This window comes from Herbaspirillum sp. GW822-FHT03A08 (assembly GCF_058801885.1).
On record NZ_JBXANR010000001.1, the window covers coordinates 414,905 to 435,231 of the forward strand.

A 20,327-nucleotide genomic window follows, 5' to 3' on the forward strand; every position below is an offset into this window, starting at 1 on the left:
CTGCAAACCTAGCGCAACATGAACGACATGGCCGACAAACTGTTCAGCACACGCACGGCAAACTCCACCGTCGGTGCATCGAACTTCAGCGTCACCGCGTCCACCCGCTCCACGATCGGCAACTGACAGAACAAGTCGGTCAGCGCCGGCGTCTGTACCTGCAGACGGCAGGTGACCGGCACTTCGATGCGGTACTTCGGCATCTGCCTGGAGCGCGCCGCCTGCACGGCTTCCTGAGCGCTCTTTTCGAGCAAGATACAGGCCTGTTGCGGAGAGAGAGAATCACCGCTGTTGGCGCCGTGAGCCTTCTTGATTTCAGCAAAGTGTGCATGGGGAAACAAGGGCTGCGTCTCTTCCACAAATGCATCGTCGCCGCTGCCGAAAATCACCGGCACGCCATACTCGCCTGCCAGCGCGCCATAGACGCCGGCTTCGCCGAGTTCCACGCCGTTGAACGCTACGCGTGAAAATGCAAAGCTGTTGATCGTATGCGCCAGGATGCCGCGCGTCTGCGAGCGCGAGTGATAGCCGACCATCATGACAGCATCGATGCGGCCTTCCACGCCGCCCATCATGCCCAACACACGCGGTTTGCCGAGCACCATGCGCGCAGCGGGATGCAACAGGTCCGGCAACAGGTTGCGGAAACTGCCGTGAGAGTCGTTGACGACGATCTCTTGCGCACCGCCGGCCAGGGCGCCGCGAATGACGGCGTTGGCCTCTTCGGTCATCTGGCGGCGGGCGCGTTCGTACTCGCCGTTGCCGGGACGTGTCTGTTCAGGATGGAAGACACCGGCAATGCCTTCGATGTCGACAGAAATCAGTACGTTCATGCGTGCTCCATGGTGGCGAGTTCGGCCAGTAGTTCGCTCAATGTCCGGCGCTGGTTTCCATCCCGCCCCTTGACTGCTTCGGCAGAAAACAAGGCGTTAAGAATAGCTTGCTCGGTACTGTCGGCAACCGCATGGAACAAGGGGTCCAGCAAGCCGTCGTGCAAGCAGGTGAATTGCATGGCCGGCGATGTTGCCTCAACTTGATGCGGCACGGTCTGCGCGGTAGAAAAAGCCAACGCGATATCGCCGCTGCCATGACCATACACCGATCCGGTACGCGCCAGGCCTGCGCCGGTGCGCGCGGCAAGGCGGCGCAACTGGCGTGCATCGAGTGGCGCATCGGTGGCGATCAGCATGATGATGGAACCCTTCTCCGGCTCGACGTTTTTCTTTTGCATGCACTTGAGCGTGCGTCCCAGCGGATCGCCGGAAATGATCAGATCCGCCAGCTTGCCGAAATTGGCCAGCACCAGTGCTCCGACGGTGTACCCGGCAGAACCGATGGCGACCTTGCGCGAGGCGCTGCCGATACCGCCCTTGAGTTCAAAGCAGGACATGCCGCGACCGGCGCCGACGGCGCCCTGCACAACCACGTCGGATGCGTTTTGCAGTGCGTGCAGGTAGTGCTGCTCTTCCACGGAGAATGCTTGCAGATCGTTGAGGTAACCGTCGTTGCATTCAAACACCAGCGGATTCACGCTGGGCAGACTGCGGCCGATTTCGGGATTGTCCGCCACCGCGGCCCGCGTCTGTGCGGTCGCAACCACACCTACGGCAAAAGTGTTGGTCATTGCAATCGGCGTTTCCAGCACACCCAGTTCTTCCACCTGCATCAGGCCGACACTTTTGCCGAAGCCGTTCAGGGTGACGGCGGCAGCCGGCATCTTTTCGCGGAACAGGTCGCCGCCATGCGGACGCACAACGGTCACGCCGGTCTGGATGCCGCCGTAGTTCAGCGTGCAGTGGCCGACCGTGACGCCGGGTACATCGGCGATGCTGTTGCCTGCGCCTGCGGGCAGCGTGCCGATGTGGGGAGCGATGTGGGGAGGAAAATTGTTGCTCATTGCCTTGCGGGCGGACCATGTCCGCGCTCTCGGTTTCAGTCAGTGATGTTGATTATTTCTGATCAAGCTTGGGATCCAGCGCATCGCGCAGGCCATCGCCCAGCAGGTTGAACGCCAGCACCGTCAGGAAAATCGCCAGACTCGGGAAGATTGCGATATGCGGCGACGTCATCATGTCGGCGCGCGCTTCATTGAGCATGGCGCCCCACTCCGGCGTCGGCGGCTGTGCACCCAGACCGAGGAAGGACAAGCTCGCAGCCGTGATGATCGAGGTGCCGATACGCATCGTGAAATACACCACCACGGAAGAAATCGTGCCCGGAAAAATGTGACGCAGGATGATCGTCATGTCGTTGGCGCCGATGCTGCGCACCGCTTCGATATAGGTCAGTTGCTTGAGCGACAGCGTATTGCCGCGCACCAGCCGGGCAAACGCCGGAATGCTGAAAATCGCCACCGCAATGATCACGTTGGTCATGCCGTTGCCGAGAATCGCCACAATCGCAATCGCCAGCAAGATGCCCGGGAAAGCGAACAGCACGTCGCAGATGCGCATGATGACGCGATCAGCCCAGCCTTCGTAGTAGCCGGCGACCAGCCCGAGGAAGGTCCCGACGATGGCGCCCACCGCCACTGATGAGAAACCTACCGCCAGCGACAACTGCGTGCCGACCAGAATACGGCTGAAGATGTCATGTCCCAGCGAATCGACGCCAAACCAATGTTGCAGCGACGGGCCGGCATTGAGCGCGTCGTAGTCGAAATAGTTTTCAGCGTCGTAAGGCGAAATGTAAGGCGACAGAATCGCAATCACCACCAGGACCAACACGAAGCCGCCGGCCACCAGCGCCAGCGGCTGCTTCTTGAATTTGCGCCAGAATTCGCTCCAGGGCGTGCGGATCGGTTTGGCCGCCGTTATTGCGGTTGTTGCAGCGGCGGTTGTTGCAGCGGCGGTATTTGCGGCAGGGGTAGTGGAAGTCGACATGCTCTGCCTCACTTGTAACGGATGCTCGGATTGATGACGGCATACAGCACGTCGACAATCAGATTGATGAAAATGAATTCCAGCGAGAACAGCATGATCTCGGCCTGGATGATCGGATAGTCGCGCATCTCGACGGCGTCGATCAGCAGGCGTCCCATGCCGGGCCAGTTGAAGACTTTCTCGACCACGATGGAGCCGCCCAGCAAGAAGCCGAACTGCAGGCCCATCATCGTGACCACCGGAATCAGCGCATTGCGCAGGCAGTGCTTGGCGATCACGATACGCTCGGTCAGACCTTTGGCGCGCGCGGTGCGGACGAAGTCTTCCTTCATGATTTCGATGAAGGACGAGCGCGTAAAGCGCGCCATGATCGCCGCCACACCGGCGCCCAGCGTCAGCGACGGCAGGATGTAATGGCGCCAGCTGTCGGCGCCGACGGTCGGCAGCCAGCCCAGTTGCACCGAGAACACTTCCATGAACACCATACCCAGCGCAAATGGCGGAAAGGAAATCCCCGACACCGCCAGCGTCATGCCGACACGGTCCGGCCATTCGTTACGCCAGACTGCTGAAAAAACGCCGATGAATAAACCAAAGATGACTGCCCAGACCATGCTGGTCACGGTCAGCCACAAAGTCGGCCAGAAGCGCTCCATGATTTCCTGGCTGACCGGTAGTTTGCTGCGCAGCGACGTGCCGAAATCACCATGCGCCGCATTCACGAAGAAGCGCACGAACTGCTTGTGGATTGGCTGATCCAGACCGAGGTCGGCGCGGATCAGCGCCACGGTCGTCTCATCGGCTTCCGGACCGGCGGCCAGTCGCGCCGGATCGCCGGGCAACAGGTGGACGAACAGGAACACCATCACCGCGACCAGCAACAAGGTCGGGATCAGGCCCAGAAGACGTTTTAAAACATAAGAAAACATGGCGCGTCCTGCAATGATTCAACAACTCGGGAAGCGGCGTCCTTGACCGGTGTGGGCCATACGCCGCTCCGCTGAAAATTCGTTTGCCGCGCTGGCTTGTCCGACTGATGCCGGTTAGTAACGCGGTGCTTTTTTATTACTTCTTTACTGCTTGTTTGCTGTTCGCTTACCGCTCAGCGGCTGCCGGGTTGCTGCTGACGTCACTGGATTCCAGCGTGCGCTGGAACGACGGCGACGGTGTAATCCGGCGCTCTCGCAAATCACACAATCCGTCGTCCCAGCGAACGCTGGGACCCAGTGTCGTATCGTCGTATCGTCGTATCGTTCAACATCGACAATGGACTCCGGCTTGCGTCGGAGCGACGGACTTGGTGCAAAAGGCGGCTTATTTCAGTTCGATGTCGTCAAAGTTGAACGATGCATCAGGCATCACATACACGCCCTTCAGGTTCTTGCTACGTGCGTACAGGACTTTTTCCGTGACCAGGAAGGCCCATGGCGCATCCTTCCAGATTTCGGTTTGCGCATCCTTGTACAGCGCGGCTTTCTGCGCGCGGTCGGTCACGGTCAGCGCCTGAGCGATGTCGCCATCAACCTTGTCGCTCTTGTAGTAAGCGGTGTTGAACAGCTTCGGCGGGAAAGCTTCGGAAGCCAGCAGCGGACGCAGGCCCCAGTCAGCTTCACCGGTCGACGACGACCAGCCGGCGTAGTACAGACGCACCGGCGCGGTATCCGGATTCGGTGCGCTTTCCACCTTCTCTACGCGTTGACCTGCTTCCATTGCCTGCACCTTGACCTTGATGCCGACCTGCGCCAGTTGCTGTTGCAGGAACTGGATGATCTTCAGCGCAGTGGTGTGGGTGTATGCGGACCACAGTTCGGTTTCAAAACCGTTCGGATAGCCGGCTTCGGCCAGCAATGCCTTGGCCTTCTTCACGTCATACGGCCATGGGCCGGTCTTGACTGCGTAGTCGACGCCTTGCGGCAGCACGCCGTCCATCGGGAATGCATAGCCGCTGAAGGCAACCTTGACCAGCGCATCCTTGTTGATCGCGTAGTTGATCGCCTGGCGCACCTTGACGTTATCGAACGGCTTTTGCTTGACGTTCATCGACATGTAACGCTGGATGATCGACGGACCGGTGACGATGTCCAGTGCGCCCTTGCCCTTGAGCAGCTCAGCCTGCTCGTACGGCAGCGGGAAAGTGAATTGCGCTTCGCCGGTCTGCATCATGGCGGCACGCGAGTTGTTGTCGACTACCGGCTTCCAGACCACTTCGTCGACTTTCGGATAACCGGCCTTCCAGTAGCCCGAGAATTTCTCGGCCTTCATGTAGTCGGTTTGCTTCCATTCGACGAACTTGAACGGACCGGTGCCGACCGGATGGAAGGCGATGTCCTTGTTGCCGTATTGCTTTAGCGCGGTCGGCGAGATCATCACCGCCGATGGGTGGGCCAGCACGTTGATGAAGGCCGAGAACGGCTCTTTCAGGACGATCTTGACGGTGTAATCGTTCAGCACTTCGGTGCGGGCGACGCGGTTGAACAGATTGTAGCGTTTGAGCTTGTTGTCGGGATTGGTGACGCGATCCATCACGGCTTTCACGGCGTCAGCCTTGAACACGGTGCCGTCGTGGAACTTCACGCCCTGGCGCAGGCGGATGGTGTATTCCAGGCCGTCCTTGCTGACCAGATAGCCTTCGGCCAGCACGTTGACCAGCTTCAGGTCCTTGTCGAAGGCGAACAGGCCTTGGTAGAACGACTTGGTCACGGCCAGCGACAGCGTGTCGTTGGCGTCATACGGATCCATGGTAGTGAACGTGGAAGCAACTGCGAGCGTGACGCTCTTGGCGGCCCAGGCGTGCACGGCGGCGAATTGCAGCGTGGTGCCGATGGCGCCGAGCGCCATCCATCGGAGGACAGTTGTGCCGCGACGGGAAGTTTGGGTAGTCATGGTTAGGCTCCTGAGTTTCTAAGTGATCTAAGTGATGAATGAAGCGATGACGAACTAAAAAGTAACTAAAAAGCTGCGGAAATACGATGTGTTGCAACAAAATGGCCGGGGCCGACTTGCTTCAGAGGTTCGACCAGCGGATCGTCTCCGATGGCGCGAATGGGGCTTGGAATCTCATCATTTTGCAAACCTTTCTTCAGATGGCGCAGTTCCGGATCGGCCACCGGCACGGCGGCCATGAGCTTGCGGGTGTAAGGATGCTGAGGATTTTCAAAAATAGCGCGGCGTGGACCGATCTCGACGATCTGTCCCAGGTACATCACGGCGACGCGGTGGCTGATGCGTTCCACCACCGCCATGTCATGCGAAATGAAGATGAACGAAATGCCCAGCTCAGCCTGCAGGTCCAGCATCAGGTTGACGATCTGCGCCTGGATCGACACGTCCAGCGCCGACACCGATTCGTCGGCGATGACGATCTTCGGATTCAGCGCCAGTGCGCGCGCAATGCAGATACGCTGGCGCTGGCCGCCAGAAAATTCGTGCGGATAGCGCTGCGCATGTTCCGGCAGCAAACCGACGCGGGTCAGCAGCGCATCGACGCGTTCCTGCGCGCCCTCTTTCATGCCGTGCACCAGCATCGGCTCCATGATGGAATAGCCGACCGTCATGCGCGGATCGAGCGACGCGAACGGATCCTGGAAAATGAACTGGATGTCGCGGCGCAACTCACGCAACTCTTCGCGCGGCAACTCTGCCAGATTGCGGCCGCCGAACTCGACCTTGCCGCCGCTGATCTCCACCAGGCGCAGCAGGGAACGGCCGGTGGTCGATTTGCCGCAACCGGATTCGCCGACGATGGCCAGCGTCTCGCCGGCATACAGATCGAAGCTGACGCGTTCGACTGCATGGACGCGCTGTTTGACGCGGCCGAAGATGCCGCTCTTGACGTCGAAACGCGTGGTCAGGTCGCTGACCTTGAGGATGGGCTGGCGCTGTTGCGCGATCTCGGAGGCTGCCTGCAACTCTTCCGCGATGGCGTCCGGCTTGGCTTCGGCGCTGGCGGCAATGCCGAATCTCGACGGCGTATCAGTGCCCGTCATCGCCCCCAGGCGCGGCACTGCGGCCAGCAAACCTTGTGTATAAGGATGCGCAGGCGCCGCGAAGATGCTGCGCACATCGTTTTCTTCCACTTTGTCGCCGCGGCACATGACGACAACGCGGTCGGCTATTTCCGCCACTACGCCCATGTCATGGGTGATGAACACCACCGCCATGTGCATTTCTTCCTGCAGCGAACGGATCAGTTGCAGGATCTGCGCCTGGATCGTCACGTCCAGCGCCGTGGTCGGCTCGTCGGCGATCAGCAGCGACGGCTTGCAGGACAGGGCCATCGCGATCATCACGCGCTGACGCATGCCGCCCGACAGTTGATGCGGGTGACGGCCAAGCACACGCCTGGCTTCCGGGATGCGCACCATCTCCAGCATGCGCAGCGCTTCTGCGCTGGCGGCGCTGTGACTCATGTTCTGATGCAGGCGGATCGATTCGGCAATTTGTTCACCGACGGTGAAGACAGGATTCAGCGACGTCATCGGCTCCTGGAAAATCATCGCGATCTCGGCGCCGCGAATGCTGCGCATCGTCGACTGCGGCGCCTTGACCAGATCCAGCGTGCTGCCGTTGCGGCGCTGGAATTGCATGCTGCCGGACACAATACGGCCGCCGCCATGCTCGATCAGGCGCATGATCGCCAGCGACGACACCGACTTGCCGGAGCCCGACTCGCCGACGATAGCCAGCGTCTCGCCTTTGTCGACGTGGAAAGTCAGCCCGCGCACGGCTTCCACCGTACGCTCGGAACCGGTAAAGGTGACGCCGAGATTGTCGACGGTCAGCACGCGCTTTGCGTCCTGATCCTTCGCGCCCTGAGCGTTCTTTGATGCTTGATCTTGCGTTGCCATTTCTGTTGCGTCCTTCACTACTTGTAGATTGCCGTGACCGGCGTGTCGCCGCCACGGGCATAACCGCGATACATGCCTTCGGTGTTGAACGTCAGCGCCAGGTTGCCGCCGGCGTCGACCGCGATCAGGCCGCCGCGTCCTTCGTAGGCCGGCAGCACTTCCATGACGACTTGCTCCATGGCTTCTTGCAAGGTCGCGCCGGCGTATGCCATGCGCGCCGCGACATCGTAGGCGGCAACGGTACGCATGAACACTTCACCGGTACCGGTGGCCGAGACCGCAGCTGTCGCATTGGCGGCATAGCAGCCTGCGCCGATCAGTGGTGTATCGCCGACACGGCCGACTTGCTTGTTGGTGATGCCGCCGGTGGAAGTCGCTGCGGCGACGTTGCCGTGCATGTCGAGTGCGACAGCGCCGACGGTGCCGAATTTGTTGTCCGGATCAATCGGATCAACCTTATTCGTTCCGTGCGCCGACTCCCTGAAGGTGAACGACGCCGCATCGTGATCCAGCATCATCCCGCTCTGCTCGCGCACGCGCAGCCATTGCTGGTGGCGCGCTTCAGTCTGGTAATACGTCGGATCGACGATATCGAGTCCCTGCTGGCGCGCAAACGCATCGGCGCCGCAACCTGCCAGCAGCACGTGTGCGCTCTTTTCCATCACGGTGCGCGCCGCGATGACCGGGTTGCGCACACAGGTCACATTGGCGACGGCGCCGGCTTTCAGCGTGGCGCCGTCCATGATGGCGGCATCAAGCTCATGCGTGCCGGCGCGCGTGTAGACCGCGCCCTTGCCGGCATTGAACAGCGGGCAGTCTTCCAGCAAGCGTACCGCTTCGGTCACGGCATCCAGCGCCGAACCGCCGGCCGTCAACACAGCTTGCGCCGATGTCAGGATGGCCTTGAGTTCGCGATGGTAACTTGCCTCATCTGCCTCGCTCAGCGCACTGCGCGTGATGGTGCCGGCGCCACCGTGTATGGCAATAACTGGAGTGTTCATGCTTTGCTTGTCCCTGATGCAGCGGTTTTCTTGATCACGTTGCTCTTGACCGCATTGCTTTTAACCGCGTTGTTCTTGATTGCCTTGCCGCTTGCGCGCGCCGGGCTCTTGCCTTGTTCGTACTGTTCCGCCTGGTACAGCCAGGGCAAAACGAATTCCGTCATTTCGGATGCCGCCTGCACCGAGCGCTTGGCGCGATGCGCGACCGCGTCGCACAGCGCCTGGATCAGCACCAGCGCCGCCGCATCGGACGTCGGCGACATCTGTCTTTCGGTCTGCGAATAAATCGTCACGTCGGCCAGCGGCACCAGCGGCGAATGCGGCAGATCGGTGAAAGCGATCAGCTTGGCGCCCTTCTCGACCGCACGGCGCGCCAGCCGTACGGTGTCGGTGGCATAGCGCGGATACGCCATGGCGATGACCACATCGCGCTCATCCAGCTTGAAGAACTGGCGGCCGGTCTGCGACGGTCCGCCCGGATGCACGCCCGACAAGACGGTGCGGCAGAACGGTTCCAGAGCATGCACCATGATCCCGGCCAGGAAAGCGCTGGCGCCGAAGCCGATGACGAAAATGCGGTCGGCTTTCAGGATCATCTCCACCGCCTGGTCGCAATGCTCGGCGACCAGCGCCTGGCGTGTCGCTTCGATGTTGCGGATGTCGTTGCTCAAGGCGGCGGAAATAATTTCCGCGCTGGTGGCGCTCTTCTGCACTTCATGACGCATCTTTTCCACCGGCGCCAGCGAGGAAGCGAAATCGGCAACCAGCGCATTGCGAAACGGCGCATAGCCGTCAAAGCCCAGCGCATGCGCAAAGCGGTTCGCCGTCGCCAGCGAAATCCCCGCAGCTTCCGACAGCTCGTCGATAGTCATGGTGGCGGCACGGAAAGTGTTCGCCAGCACATAGTCGGCGGTCTTGCGATGCGCCTTCGACAGATTCGGATACAGCTTGCCCAGCACCCGCGCTACTGCGCCGCCGCCCTGCAAGGATGCGTGTTTTTGATTGTGCATACGACGCTGAAAAGAAAAGCGGCCCGGAAAAATGAAAATGCGCCGATGAGCAATAACGGCAAAAATGTAAATATATTTTCATTATTTTGAAAAGTAAAGAAAATATCCTTTCAAAAATGAAAGTAAAAACAGATGCACCTTTATCACGCGAATGCAAGGTGAAAATGCACCTCAATAGAGAGAAAATTGGCTGCACTGCACCAAAGCGGAGTGCGCAAATTCATCACGAACAAGTGCCGAGAAATTGACAAGGTGCACATTGACGATCGTGAAAATCCGGCTGATTTTTGCGCAGACAAGACAAGTCCGTTCGCTGTGCTTTTGCTGCAGCGAAGCAGAAACGAATGACAAAGCGCCGGCTGGATGCCGGCGCGAGGAGAAACAAAGGAGCAGAGTCCGCGATGCGCTATTTCAGCAACAGTACAGACACTGCGGACAGTGCGGATGATCTGCTTAACGCGGCACAATTTCCCGCAGTTCGATCAGATTGCCGAAGGGGTCAGCAGTATAGATACGGATGAAGCCGGGAATCGGCGCATCTTCCTGCACCGGGAAACCGCCGGCCTTGAGTTCGGCCAGCATGGGCGCCAGCTTGTCGACGATCAGGCCGGGATGCGCGTTGAGCGCCGGTTGAAACTCTTTGTCGACGCCCAGATGCAGCTGCAGCACGCCGCACTGAAACCACAAACCGCCGCGCGCCTGCAGGGCGGCAGGTTTGGGCAACTCGGGCATGCCGAGAATATCGCCGAAGAAACGCCGGGCGGCGTCTTCGCCTCCGACGGGCATGGCGAGCTGGATGTGATCGATAGCGGTGACTGGCATGAGTGTCCTCTGGCTGGCTTGACTTGTATGGCTGGCATCGGGCATCCTGAAATGCGCAGCGCGACGTGCGAAGGATTCTATCCCTTCGCCGCCGATGGCGCTGGCGGCGCAAAAAAACACTGACTGAACGCTGACCAGGAAGCGCAAACAGGGTTGAAAAATAGCGAACCGGCGCGCGATGCCGTATCCTCTCGCTTATCTAGCCATCTCTGCTGCAATCGTTCCAGACGGCATCGACCGACATCCATCATGAATATCCGCTTCCTCGAAACTTTCGTCTGGCTGGCCAAGCTGAAGAATTTCCGCCTGACAGCCGAGCGCCTGCACACCACGCAGGCGGCGGTGTCCAGCCGCATCGCGACGCTGGAGCAGGATTTCGGCGTACGCCTGTTCGACCGCGGCGCGCGCGAGGTGACGCTGACCACCGACGGCAGCAAGGCGCTGGTGTATGCGGAACGCATGGTCAAACTGATGCGCGAGATGAAGGACGACATGTCGGACAAGCAGGTCTACGCCGGCGTGATCCGCATCGGCGTGATCGAATCGATCGTGCACAGCTGGTTTCCGGATTTCATCGGGCGCGTGCACAAGATGTTTCCGCGCCTGCAAATCGAAATCGCCAGCGACACCACCATTCATCTGCGCGAACAGTTCAGCAAGGGCGCGCTGGACATCGTGCTGCAGGCCGAGCCGGTCATCGGCACCCACATCACCAATCTCAACCTGTGCGAATTCCCGATGCGCTGGGTCGGCAGCCCTAAGCTCAATATCGGCAGCGAGACCCTGAGCCTGTCCGATCTGGCGACCTTCCCCATCATCAGCTTTGCACGCAACTCGGGACCGCATGCGGCGATCGAGCGCATCTTTTCCGACAGCGAACGCGGCGCACTGCATATCAATTGCATCGCCTCGGTCGCCACCATGATCCGGCTGGTGACTGACGGTTTCGGCGTGGCGGCAGTGCCGCCGGCAATCATCCAGCGCGAACTCAATGAAGAAATCCTGCACACGCTGCGCGTCGATGTGGAATTCCCGGCGCTGGTGATGCTGGCCTGCTTCCGCTCCGACAACGAGAATCCGCTGACCGAGACAGTGGCCCGTATCGCCCAGGAAACCGCTGCCGACTTCGCACTCAATTGGGGACACGAGATCGCGCGCCTGCCATCACAGGCGCAATAGATTTCCTCGCATCGTCAATGCCGGCAAGGCCTGGATGCAGTTGCAGGAAGTTGCAACCGAGCACCATAACTGCGCAGCGAGCCGTCCATTTTTGCTCATAAGATTTTCCAATCATTTGCGCCAACAATTTCTTGTTGGACAGCGCCGGACCTACTGCGCATACTGAATTTACACAAGATCAGCAGATCGTTCATGGCCCCGGATGCAAACACCGGCGCAAAAATAAACGACAGATTTCCGCCAGGAATTTTTCCAGCTTCGATTTCCACCCAATACTCCTGATGTCCGGAGTGTTCTCGTGCTGTGAGAATGAATGGCCGCTCAATCAATCTCAAAGCAGGAGAAGGCAAGCATGACCAATTCAACCTCAGCACTGGACTCCCTACCGCGCTCCGACGCCAACACTGGCGCCGCAGACCTGGAAGTCACCTACAAGAAAATCGCCTGGCGATTGATCCCCTTCCTGGTTTTTCTGTTCGTGCTGGCGTGGATCGACCGCGTCAACGTCGGTTTCGCCAAGCTGCAGATGCTGCAGGACTTGCAATTCTCCGAAGCGATCTACGGCCTCGGCGCCGGCATCTTCTTCATCGGCTACTTCCTGTTTGAAGTCCCGAGCAATCTGCTGCTGGAAAAAATCGGCGCCCGCAAAACGCTGGCGCGCATCACCATCCTCTGGGGCCTGGCCTCGATGGCGATGGCGTATGTGACTTCACCGACTTCCTTTTATATCCTGCGTTTTCTGCTGGGCGTATTCGAAGCCGGCTTCTTCCCGGGCGTAGTGCTGTACCTGACCTACTGGTTCCCGGCGCAACGCCGCGCGCGCGTCAACGGCCTGTTCATGACTTCGTTCGCGATTGCGGGCGCCGTCGGCGGTCCGATCGCCGGCACCATCATGAGCCAGATGGAAGGCGTCGGCCACCTGGCCAACTGGCAATGGCTGTTCATCCTCGAAGGCATTCCGTCGCTGATCGCCGGCATCTTCGTGCTGATGTACCTGCCGGAAAAACCAGCCAACGCAAAATGGTTGTCGACTGCAGAGCAGCAAGCCGTCACCCATGCGCTGATCGCAGAGAACAAGTCTGCCGGCAAGCATCTGTCCTTCAAGGATGCCTGTAGCAACTACCGCGTCTGGCTGTGTGCCGCCGTGTATTTCTGCGTGGTCAGCGGCAACGCCACCATCGCCTTCTGGACGCCGTCGATCATCAAGGAAATCGGCGTCAAGGGCAATCTGCAGATCGGCCTGATCTCCGCCATCCCTTTCATCGCCGGCACGCTGGCCATGATCTGGAACGGCATCCATTCCGACAAGACCGGCGAACGCCGCATGCATAGCGCCATCGCTACCCTGATCGCCAGCATCGGCCTGATCCTGACCGGCCTGACGCTGGGCAACGCCGTCATGGCGCTGTGCGCACTGACACTGGCGGCAATCGGCATCCTGGCAGCCTTCCCGGTGTTCTGGTCGATCCCGGCTGCCTTCCTGGCAAGTACCGCAGCGGCAGGCGGCATTGCGCTGATCAACTCGATCGGCAACCTGGCAGGCTTCGTCGCGCCGTACATGATCGGCGCGCTCAAGACCAGCACCGGTTCGCTGTCGTCCGGCCTGTATTTTGTCGCCGCGCTGGAATTTGCCGCGAGCTTCCTGGTGATCGTCTTCATCAAGAAAGTCTGACGCGCTGAGCTGAGCAGCACCGCGCACTGCGCACCTCGTTTCCCTCGTTTCCCCGCGCCGCCACCCCTCTGTCGTTTGTTTCTGCACGGCGGCGCACCCTTTTTACGTACCTGAAGTGGCCTTATGAAACTCTCATTCCAAATTGAAGCAACATCGCTGAACATCGACATCCGCACGCTGATCATCGCCGGCTGGGCCGGTCGCGACATGGCGGCCATCGAGCATCACATCGAAGAACTGGCCGCCCTCGGCATCCAGCGCCCAAGCGCCGTTCCGCTGTATTACCGCGTGTCGAGCAACCAGTTGACGCAATCGTCCGCAGTGCAGGTGCTGGGCGGCGAATCGTCCGGCGAAGTGGAAACCTTCGTCTTCAACGCCGGCGGCGAACTGTACGTCAGCATCGCGTCGGATCACACCGACCGCAAGCTGGAAGCGCACAGCGTGGCGTTCTCTAAACAAGCCTGCGTCAAACCCGTCGCCTCTTCCGCGTGGAAGCTGGCCGATGTTGCCGACTATTGGGACGAACTGGTGATCCGGTCGTGGATCAAGGAAGACGACAAGGAAGTGCTGTACCAGGAAGGCACACTGGCCAGCCTGCGCACGCCGCAAGACCTGATCGCGCGCTTCACCGACGGCAAGCAAATTCTGCCGGATGGCTGCGGCATGACCTGCGGTACGGTCGGCGCCATCGGCGGCATCCGTCCTGCGACGTCGTTCACGATGGAGTTGTTCGATCCGCGCCGCCAACGCGCACTGCGTCATTCTTATGAAGCAGAAATTCTTGCTGAAGTCGCCTGATCCACTCCTGATATTCCCATCATGATTCCAAGCCTCCATCAACAAAGCGAAGAGCTGCGCAATGACAACAGCTCCTCGCTCGAACTGACCGAGCTCGCCCTGCAACGCGCCGCTGCCGCCGACGGCGAAGGCACGCGCGTTTTCACGCGTCTCTATGCCGACTCTGCACGCGCTGCCGCGACTGCATCAGATACGCTGCGCAGCGCCGGCATCGTGCGCTCGCCGATCGAAGGCCTGCCGGTCTCGATCAAGGATCTGTTCGACGTCGCCGGTGAAACCACGCTGGCGGGTTCGGTCGCCTTGCGCGGCTATCCCGCAGCGACCGAGAGCGCAGTCGTCGTCAAACGCCTGATCGCTGCCGGCGCCGTGATTGTCGGCCGCACCAACATGACGGAATTTGCCTACTCCGGTCTCGGCATCAATCCGCACTACGGCACGCCGCGCAATCCATGGCAACGCGATGTGGACGGTGGACGCATTCCCGGCGGCTCATCGTCGGGTGCTGCGGTTTCCGTCACCGACGGCATGGCAGTGGCGGGCGTCGGCTCGGATACCGGCGGCTCGATCCGCATTCCGGCGGCGTTCTGCGGCATCACCGGCTTCAAGCCGACCGCGCGCCGCGTGTCGATGCAAGGCGTATTGCCGCTGTCCGAAAATCTCGACTCCATCGGCGCCATGGCGCCGACCGTTCTGTGCTGCGCCATGATGGACGCAGTGCTGGCCGGCGAAGAATACGTCGCACCCGTGGCGCATCCGTTACGCGGCTTGCGCCTGCTCTATCCGACCAACATCGTGCGCGACGGCATGGATGAACATGTCGCCGCCAGCATGCAGGCCGCCATTGCAAAACTGTCGGCAGCCGGCGCCGTGATCATCGAGCAGGACGTCCCCGCCTTCAACGAACTGGCGGCAATCAATGCCAAGGGCGGCTTCACCGCAGCCGAAGCATGGACCTGGCATCGCCAGCTGATCGCCGAACGCAAGGACCACTACGACCAGCGCGTGGTCTCGCGCATCATGCGCGGCAAGGACATGAGCGCCGCCGACCTGCTCGACGTGCTGCACAGCCGTCGCCGCTGGATCGCAAAGGTGGAGCAGCAGCTGGCCGGTTACGACGCCCTGTTGATGCCGACGGTGCCGATCGTCGCGCCGAAGATCGCCGACCTGCAAGCCAGCGACGACGCCTATTACGCCGCCAACGGCCTGATCCTGCGCAATCCGACGCTGATCAATTTCCTCGACGGCTGCGCGCTATCCTTGCCCTGCCATGCAGCAGGAACGGCGCCGGTCGGCCTGGGACTGGCTGCTGCCGGCGGCAATGATCGTCGCTTGTTGTCGATTGCTCTGGCGGTGGAAACCTTGCTGAAGCAGTGATGGACAAGCACTAAGGCAAGTTGCGGCACAGAACGGCTGACCACCATAGAAAACGGCTTGCAGCGATGCAAGCCGTTTTCATTTTCAGCGAGAGAAGACAACACCCGATGATGTGTGCGCGTAAAGACCGATTACCGTCGGCTGATCCGGTGGCGGCTCTCCGACCAGCGACTTCGCGGCGCCTGCCTGCATGGCCGGCGCCTAAGACGCCGGGCTTCGTACGCCGGCTATCTCTATTGGATTAACCAGGCGGTCATAGGTCTCTGCATCGATACATCCCAAGGCCAGCGCTGCAGCGCGCGGCGTAATCCGATCGCGCAGCGCGAGCGCAGTAATCTGCGCGACAGCGTCATAGCCAAGGACGGGATTAAGCACGGTAACGGACAACAGCGCATCGCTCACATTGGTGGCCAGACGCTCCGCATCCACCTGGAGTCCGGCTACCACACGCTCCGAAAATGTACGGCAGGTATTGCTCAGAATACGAATTGATTGCAGCACGTTGTAGATGATGACGGGCTTCGCCACGTTCAGCTCAAACAAACCTGATGCGCCTGCAAGGGTAACGGTCTGATGGTTTCCCATCACCTGGAAGCATGCCTGAACCAGTACTTCCGCAATGGTCGGATTGCGCTTTCCGGGCATGATCGACGATGTCAGTCCGTCATCCGGAACAATCAACTCGCCCAGACCACAGCGCGGTCCCGAGCCCAGCAAACGGATGTCATTGGCGATCTTTACCAAGGAAGTCGCAATCGTATTGAGTACACCGGATACCTCGACCATCGTATCGTGCGCCGCCATGCCTTCCAGTTTGTTTGGATGCGCCTGAAACGGCAATCCTGTACTGGCGGCAAGTTCTGCACAGAAGCGTTCGGCAAAAAGTGCCGGCGCATTCAATCCGGTGCCGGCCGCAGTGCCGCCTTGTGCAAGCAGCATAATCCTCGGCAATACGTCATCGATGCGCTGCACGGCCGCTTGCAACTGATATGCGTATGCGGAAAACGCACGCCCCATTGTTGTCGGCACAGCATCCATCAGGTGCGTGCGGGCAATCTTGACGACATCGCTGAACGCCAGCGCACGCTCTTCCAGCGCTGCATGCAAGGAAACGAGCGCCGGCCGAAGCTGACTGGTGAGCTGCAACGCTGTGCTGATGTGCATGACGGTCGGAAAGCTGTCATTGGACGACTGCGATGCATTGACATGATCGTTCGGGTGAACCGGATGCTTCGTACCGAGCCCCTCTCCAAGCAGTACATTGGCGCGATTGGCGATGACTTCATTCGCATTCATGTTTGTCTGCGTGCCTGAGCCGGTTTGCCAGATGCTCAGAGGGAAATGCGTATCCCATTTCCCTTCGCTCACTTCGACAGCGGCTTGTTCGATGGCTTTCACCAGTTGCGTATCGAGCACGCCGCACTCAAGGTTGGCGCGCGCGGCTGCACGCTTGTGCAGGCCGAATGCGTGAATCAGCGCAGCAGGGAAATGCTCTTCTGCAGTACCGAACACCGCTAATGTCCGCTGAGTCTGCGCGCCCCAATACCGATCCGCGGGAATCTCAACGGGACCGAAAGCATCCTTCTCTATTCTTGATGTACTCATCTTTTACTCGGGAAAGTGGTGATCCGACTTGATTTTTGGACAGAACTCAGGAATCAGCCAAGCCGGGAACGCACCGGCAACACGCGCCCGGAATACGTCGCCAGCTTGCCGGCGCCGGTATGCAGCCCCGGGAAGGGGGCGATCTCGGCGCTATCGTACTGAAACTTTGATACGGCATCTTGCAATGTCCGGGCCTGCTCTTGAAGAGACATCGAAGCTGCCGCCGCTTCTTCGACGAGAGCCGCGTTTTGCTGTGTTACGCCATCCATTTGCGCGACGGCTTTGTTGATCTGATCTATGCCGTCTTTTTGCTCATCCGAAGCAACCGAAATTTCACGAATGATGGAGCTTACTTTCCGCACGGCGTCTGTAATATCCTGCATGGTGGCGCCGGCCTGCTCGACCAGTACGGTGCCACTGTCGACTTTGCTGACTGATTCATCGATGAGCTGCTTGATTTCTTTTGCCGCTACCGCAGAGCGTTGCGCCAGCGCCCGCACTTCGCTGGCGACCACGGCAAAGCCTCTGCCCTGCTCCCCTGCACGGGCGGCTTCAACAGCGGCGTTGAGTGCAAGAATGTTGGTCTGGAATGCAATGCCGTCTATAACGCTGATGATGGCCGACATCTGATCCGAGCTGCTTTTTATGTCGCGCATGGTATGCACTACTTTGCCGGTCACTTCTCCGCCGCGGATGGAAATCGATTCGGCCTCACTCGCAATGGCATTTGCCTGGCGCGCGCTTTCCGAATTCTGGCCTACCGTACCGGTCAATTCCTCGATGCTTGCGGCAGTCTCCTCCAGCGACGCAGCCTGTTCTTCCGTTCGCTGCGACAAATCGGCATTGCCGGAGGCAATCTGACTCGTCGCCGTTGCCATCGAATCGGCCGAACGGCGCACGGCGGTGACGGTGGCGCGCAATCCGTCACGCATGGTTTTTAAGCCGCTCATCAGTTTGCCCATCTCGTCTTGCGACTGAACAAGGATGTCGCGGCCCAGATCGCCGTCGGCGATTGCCGAGAAGTGGGTCAGCGCCTGATTCAGCGGACGTGCAATGGCGCGCTGCAATCCCCAGCCGCACAGGATACCCACGGCGACGCCGAGAACAATCATGCCGACGGAGATGAAACCCATCTCGTGAAACTCGCTGCTGAACCCTTCGTAGTTCTCCTGACCGTGCTTTAACAGATACTGATCCAGCTGCGTTCCGCTCTTGGTAAATGCCAGCGCCATTGGCGGAGCAACTTGCATGGTTATCTTATCGGCCGACGTTGCATCACCGCGCAGCAGGGCCGCCAGGGAGGGTTCCAACGCCTGCTGAATGAACGTATTGCGCTTGGCGGAAACATCTTTTGCAATCGTTTCTTCCTCCGCGGTCTTCGGCAGATCTAGATAGCGGCGCCAGGCGTTGTCGGATACTTTCAGATAGTCCCTGGTCTTGTCGACCAGCGCCTTGATGTCACCCGATTCCGGATGCAGCAATGCGCGGTCGATGGCGATGCGTGCGACCGCCAGGTTGTATTTGGACTCTCCGATCGCCAGCGCTGAAGCGAGCTGCACAGAATAGGTTTCGTGCAAGGCCGCCTCGCCGGCGCGATTGGATATTTGCCCAATGACGCCGACAGCAAGCATGAGAGAGACCAAAACGAAGATCGCTCCGATTAGCCGGGCCTTGATTGAAATTTTTGAAAACATGTTGTACCCCACTGCGGCGCTCACAACAACCGAGAGACACCATCCCTGACAAATTAATAGGTAAAAAACCGACTATCCATGACAGATAGTCGGCTCGACTGAAAAACTGCAACTAAATTCGAATGTCTTGCGGTCTGTTGATGCTGTTCAGGTTTTCATCCTCGGCCATCATTTGGGGATAGCGTTCTGGATACAGATGCTTTTCCGCCGTGACAGCATCGAAGGTCCCTGACCACTTTGCCACCACCACGGTGGCCACACTGTTACCTATCGTGTTGCATGTTGCGATCGCCATCGACAAGAACCGATATACGCCGAAGATGACCGCCAGGCCTTCTATCGGCAAAATACCTGTCGATGTCACCGTTGCCGCAAACACGACGAAAGAACCTCCTGACACCGTGGCCGCTCCTTTTGAAGTCAACAGCATCAGCACCAGAATGCCGAGCTGCTGATCCAGATGGAGGGGAACGCCATAGGCATGCGCGATGAACATCACCCCCATCGCCATGAAAATGGATGTGCCGTCGAGATTGAATGCGTAGCCGGTAGGCAGCACCAGACCGACCGTCTGTTTCGCACATCCGAGACGTTCCAGCTTGATCAGCAAACGCGGCAATGCACTCTCGGAAGATGCGGTGCCAAGCACGATGAAGATTTCTTCCTTGATGTAACGCAGGAAGCGCCACAGGCTGAAGCCGGCCAGCTTCGCAACAGAACCGAGAACAACCGCCAGGAACAGGATAATGACGCCGTAGAAACCCAGCACCAGCTGTGCCAGCGCAACGAGAACTGCGGTGCCGTTGCTGCCGACGGAATATGCCACGGCGCCGAATGTGCCGATGGGCGCGAGCTTCATGACTAGGTTGATGAAGGAAAACAGCACTTCCGATATATAGTCGAGGCCGCTGTTGACCTTCTCGCGACGCCCTTCGGGGATTGCCAGAATACCTATGCCGACCAGCACTGCCAGCACGACGACCTGAAGCAATTCACCCTTGGCGAAGGCGCCGATGAAATTATCCGGCACGATGTGCATGATGAATGATGCAAAACTCTGTGTCTCCGCTTTGGCCGCTGCCGGCGAGGCAACGCCCGCTGTGACGTGGCTCATGTTGCTGCCAAGCTCGAGCAGATTCCCCGCCAGTAGGCCGACCACCAGTGCAATGGTCGAGATTACTTCGAAGTAGACGATGGAACGCCAGCCGACACGGCCCGCGCTCTTGACGTCCCCGGCCGAAGCGATCCCGTGAACGATGGTCAGAAAGACCAACGGCGCCACACCGGCCTTGATGAGCGACAGGAACATATCTCCCAGCAGTTTCAGTTGCAGGGAAAATTTAGGGAACAGAAAACCGACCGCAATGCCAAGTACAAGCGATAACAAGACTTGCATGCCGAGCTTGCGGTACCAGGGTGTTTTTTTGAAAGTTGTAGTCATCA

At 59.5% G+C, this 20,327-nt stretch carries 17 protein-coding genes; 4 read left to right on the forward strand and 13 right to left on the reverse strand.

The genetic code is table 11. The features are described 5' to 3' along the window. Positions 1-8: 8 nt before the first annotated feature. The 9 genes from AC1RN6_RS01990 to AC1RN6_RS02030 all read right to left on the reverse strand — a co-directional run bounded on the left by AC1RN6_RS01990 (position 9) and on the right by AC1RN6_RS02030 (position 10,562). On the reverse strand, positions 9-833 hold the full coding sequence (locus tag AC1RN6_RS01990; protein ID WP_493002666.1) for a M55 family metallopeptidase: 825 nt from the start codon (positions 831-833) through the stop codon (positions 9-11). Next, positions 830-1,897 (reverse strand): DmpA family aminopeptidase, encoded by a 1,068-nt coding sequence (locus AC1RN6_RS01995; protein ID WP_493002667.1) that lies wholly within the window; start codon positions 1,895-1,897, stop codon positions 830-832. The genes AC1RN6_RS01990 and AC1RN6_RS01995 overlap by 4 nt, the downstream gene beginning before the upstream one ends. 52 nt (positions 1,898-1,949) lie before the next feature. Continuing rightward, positions 1,950-2,882: a glutathione ABC transporter permease GsiD gene (gene gsiD / locus AC1RN6_RS02000; protein WP_493002668.1), complete on the reverse strand. Its 933-nt coding sequence runs from the start codon at positions 2,880-2,882 to the stop codon at positions 1,950-1,952. An 8-nt stretch (positions 2,883-2,890) separates the two neighbouring features. Continuing rightward, on the reverse strand, positions 2,891-3,811 hold the full coding sequence (gsiC, locus tag AC1RN6_RS02005; RefSeq protein WP_493002669.1) for a glutathione ABC transporter permease GsiC: 921 nt from the start codon (positions 3,809-3,811) through the stop codon (positions 2,891-2,893). A 385-nt stretch (positions 3,812-4,196) separates the two neighbouring features. Further along, a complete protein-coding gene (gsiB, locus tag AC1RN6_RS02010; protein WP_493003492.1) occupies positions 4,197-5,720 on the reverse strand; it encodes a glutathione ABC transporter substrate-binding protein GsiB in 1,524 nt (507 codons plus the stop codon). A gap of 110 nt (positions 5,721-5,830) precedes the next feature. Further along, complete coding sequence (locus AC1RN6_RS02015) at positions 5,831-7,729, reverse strand: dipeptide ABC transporter ATP-binding protein (RefSeq protein WP_493002670.1); 1,899 nt, start codon at positions 7,727-7,729, stop codon at positions 5,831-5,833. A 17-nt stretch (positions 7,730-7,746) separates the two neighbouring features. Next, on the reverse strand, positions 7,747-8,730 hold the full coding sequence (locus tag AC1RN6_RS02020) for an isoaspartyl peptidase/L-asparaginase family protein (RefSeq protein ID WP_493002671.1): 984 nt from the start codon (positions 8,728-8,730) through the stop codon (positions 7,747-7,749). Next, positions 8,727-9,740: a MurR/RpiR family transcriptional regulator gene (locus tag AC1RN6_RS02025; RefSeq protein WP_493002673.1), complete on the reverse strand. Its 1,014-nt coding sequence runs from the start codon at positions 9,738-9,740 to the stop codon at positions 8,727-8,729. The genes AC1RN6_RS02020 and AC1RN6_RS02025 overlap by 4 nt, the downstream gene beginning before the upstream one ends. Before the next feature lie 453 nt (positions 9,741-10,193). Beyond that, positions 10,194-10,562 carry a VOC family protein gene (locus AC1RN6_RS02030; RefSeq protein ID WP_493002675.1) on the reverse strand — a complete coding sequence of 123 codons (369 nt, stop codon included), beginning with the start codon at positions 10,560-10,562 and terminating at the stop codon, positions 10,194-10,196. 249 nt (positions 10,563-10,811) lie between these two features. Between AC1RN6_RS02030 and AC1RN6_RS02035 the strand changes: the two genes are divergently transcribed. Continuing rightward, positions 10,812-11,741 carry a LysR family transcriptional regulator gene (locus AC1RN6_RS02035; RefSeq protein WP_050475884.1) on the forward strand — a complete coding sequence of 310 codons (930 nt, stop codon included), beginning with the start codon at positions 10,812-10,814 and terminating at the stop codon, positions 11,739-11,741. A gap of 95 nt (positions 11,742-11,836) precedes the next feature. Here AC1RN6_RS02035 and AC1RN6_RS02040 read toward each other — a convergent pair whose 3' ends face one another. Then, positions 11,837-12,010, reverse strand: a complete 174-nt coding sequence (locus tag AC1RN6_RS02040; protein WP_493002677.1) for a hypothetical protein — start codon at positions 12,008-12,010, stop codon at positions 11,837-11,839. A gap of 83 nt (positions 12,011-12,093) precedes the next feature. On the opposite strand from AC1RN6_RS02040, the gene AC1RN6_RS02045 reads away from it, so the two are divergent. From AC1RN6_RS02045 to AC1RN6_RS02055, 3 genes are all read left to right on the forward strand, one after another. Then, positions 12,094-13,413 (forward strand): MFS transporter, encoded by a 1,320-nt coding sequence (locus AC1RN6_RS02045; protein ID WP_493002678.1) that lies wholly within the window; start codon positions 12,094-12,096, stop codon positions 13,411-13,413. A 123-nt stretch (positions 13,414-13,536) separates the two neighbouring features. Continuing rightward, entirely contained in the window at positions 13,537-14,211 is a 675-nt protein-coding gene (locus AC1RN6_RS02050) for a DUF2848 domain-containing protein (protein WP_493002679.1), read from the forward strand. A 21-nt stretch (positions 14,212-14,232) separates the two neighbouring features. Next, a complete protein-coding gene (locus tag AC1RN6_RS02055; RefSeq protein WP_493002680.1) occupies positions 14,233-15,585 on the forward strand; it encodes an amidase in 1,353 nt (450 codons plus the stop codon). A gap of 201 nt (positions 15,586-15,786) precedes the next feature. On the opposite strand, the gene AC1RN6_RS02060 is transcribed toward AC1RN6_RS02055, so the two are convergent. From AC1RN6_RS02060 to AC1RN6_RS02070, 3 genes are all read right to left on the reverse strand, one after another. Beyond that, positions 15,787-17,190 (reverse strand): class II fumarate hydratase, encoded by a 1,404-nt coding sequence (locus AC1RN6_RS02060; protein ID WP_493002682.1) that lies wholly within the window; start codon positions 17,188-17,190, stop codon positions 15,787-15,789. Between the two features lie 53 nt (positions 17,191-17,243). Then, on the reverse strand, positions 17,244-18,884 hold the full coding sequence (locus AC1RN6_RS02065) for a methyl-accepting chemotaxis protein (protein WP_493002684.1): 1,641 nt from the start codon (positions 18,882-18,884) through the stop codon (positions 17,244-17,246). 112 nt (positions 18,885-18,996) lie between these two features. Continuing rightward, complete coding sequence (locus AC1RN6_RS02070; protein WP_493003493.1) at positions 18,997-20,325, reverse strand: cation:dicarboxylate symporter family transporter; 1,329 nt, start codon at positions 20,323-20,325, stop codon at positions 18,997-18,999. Positions 20,326-20,327 lie beyond the last annotated feature (2 nt).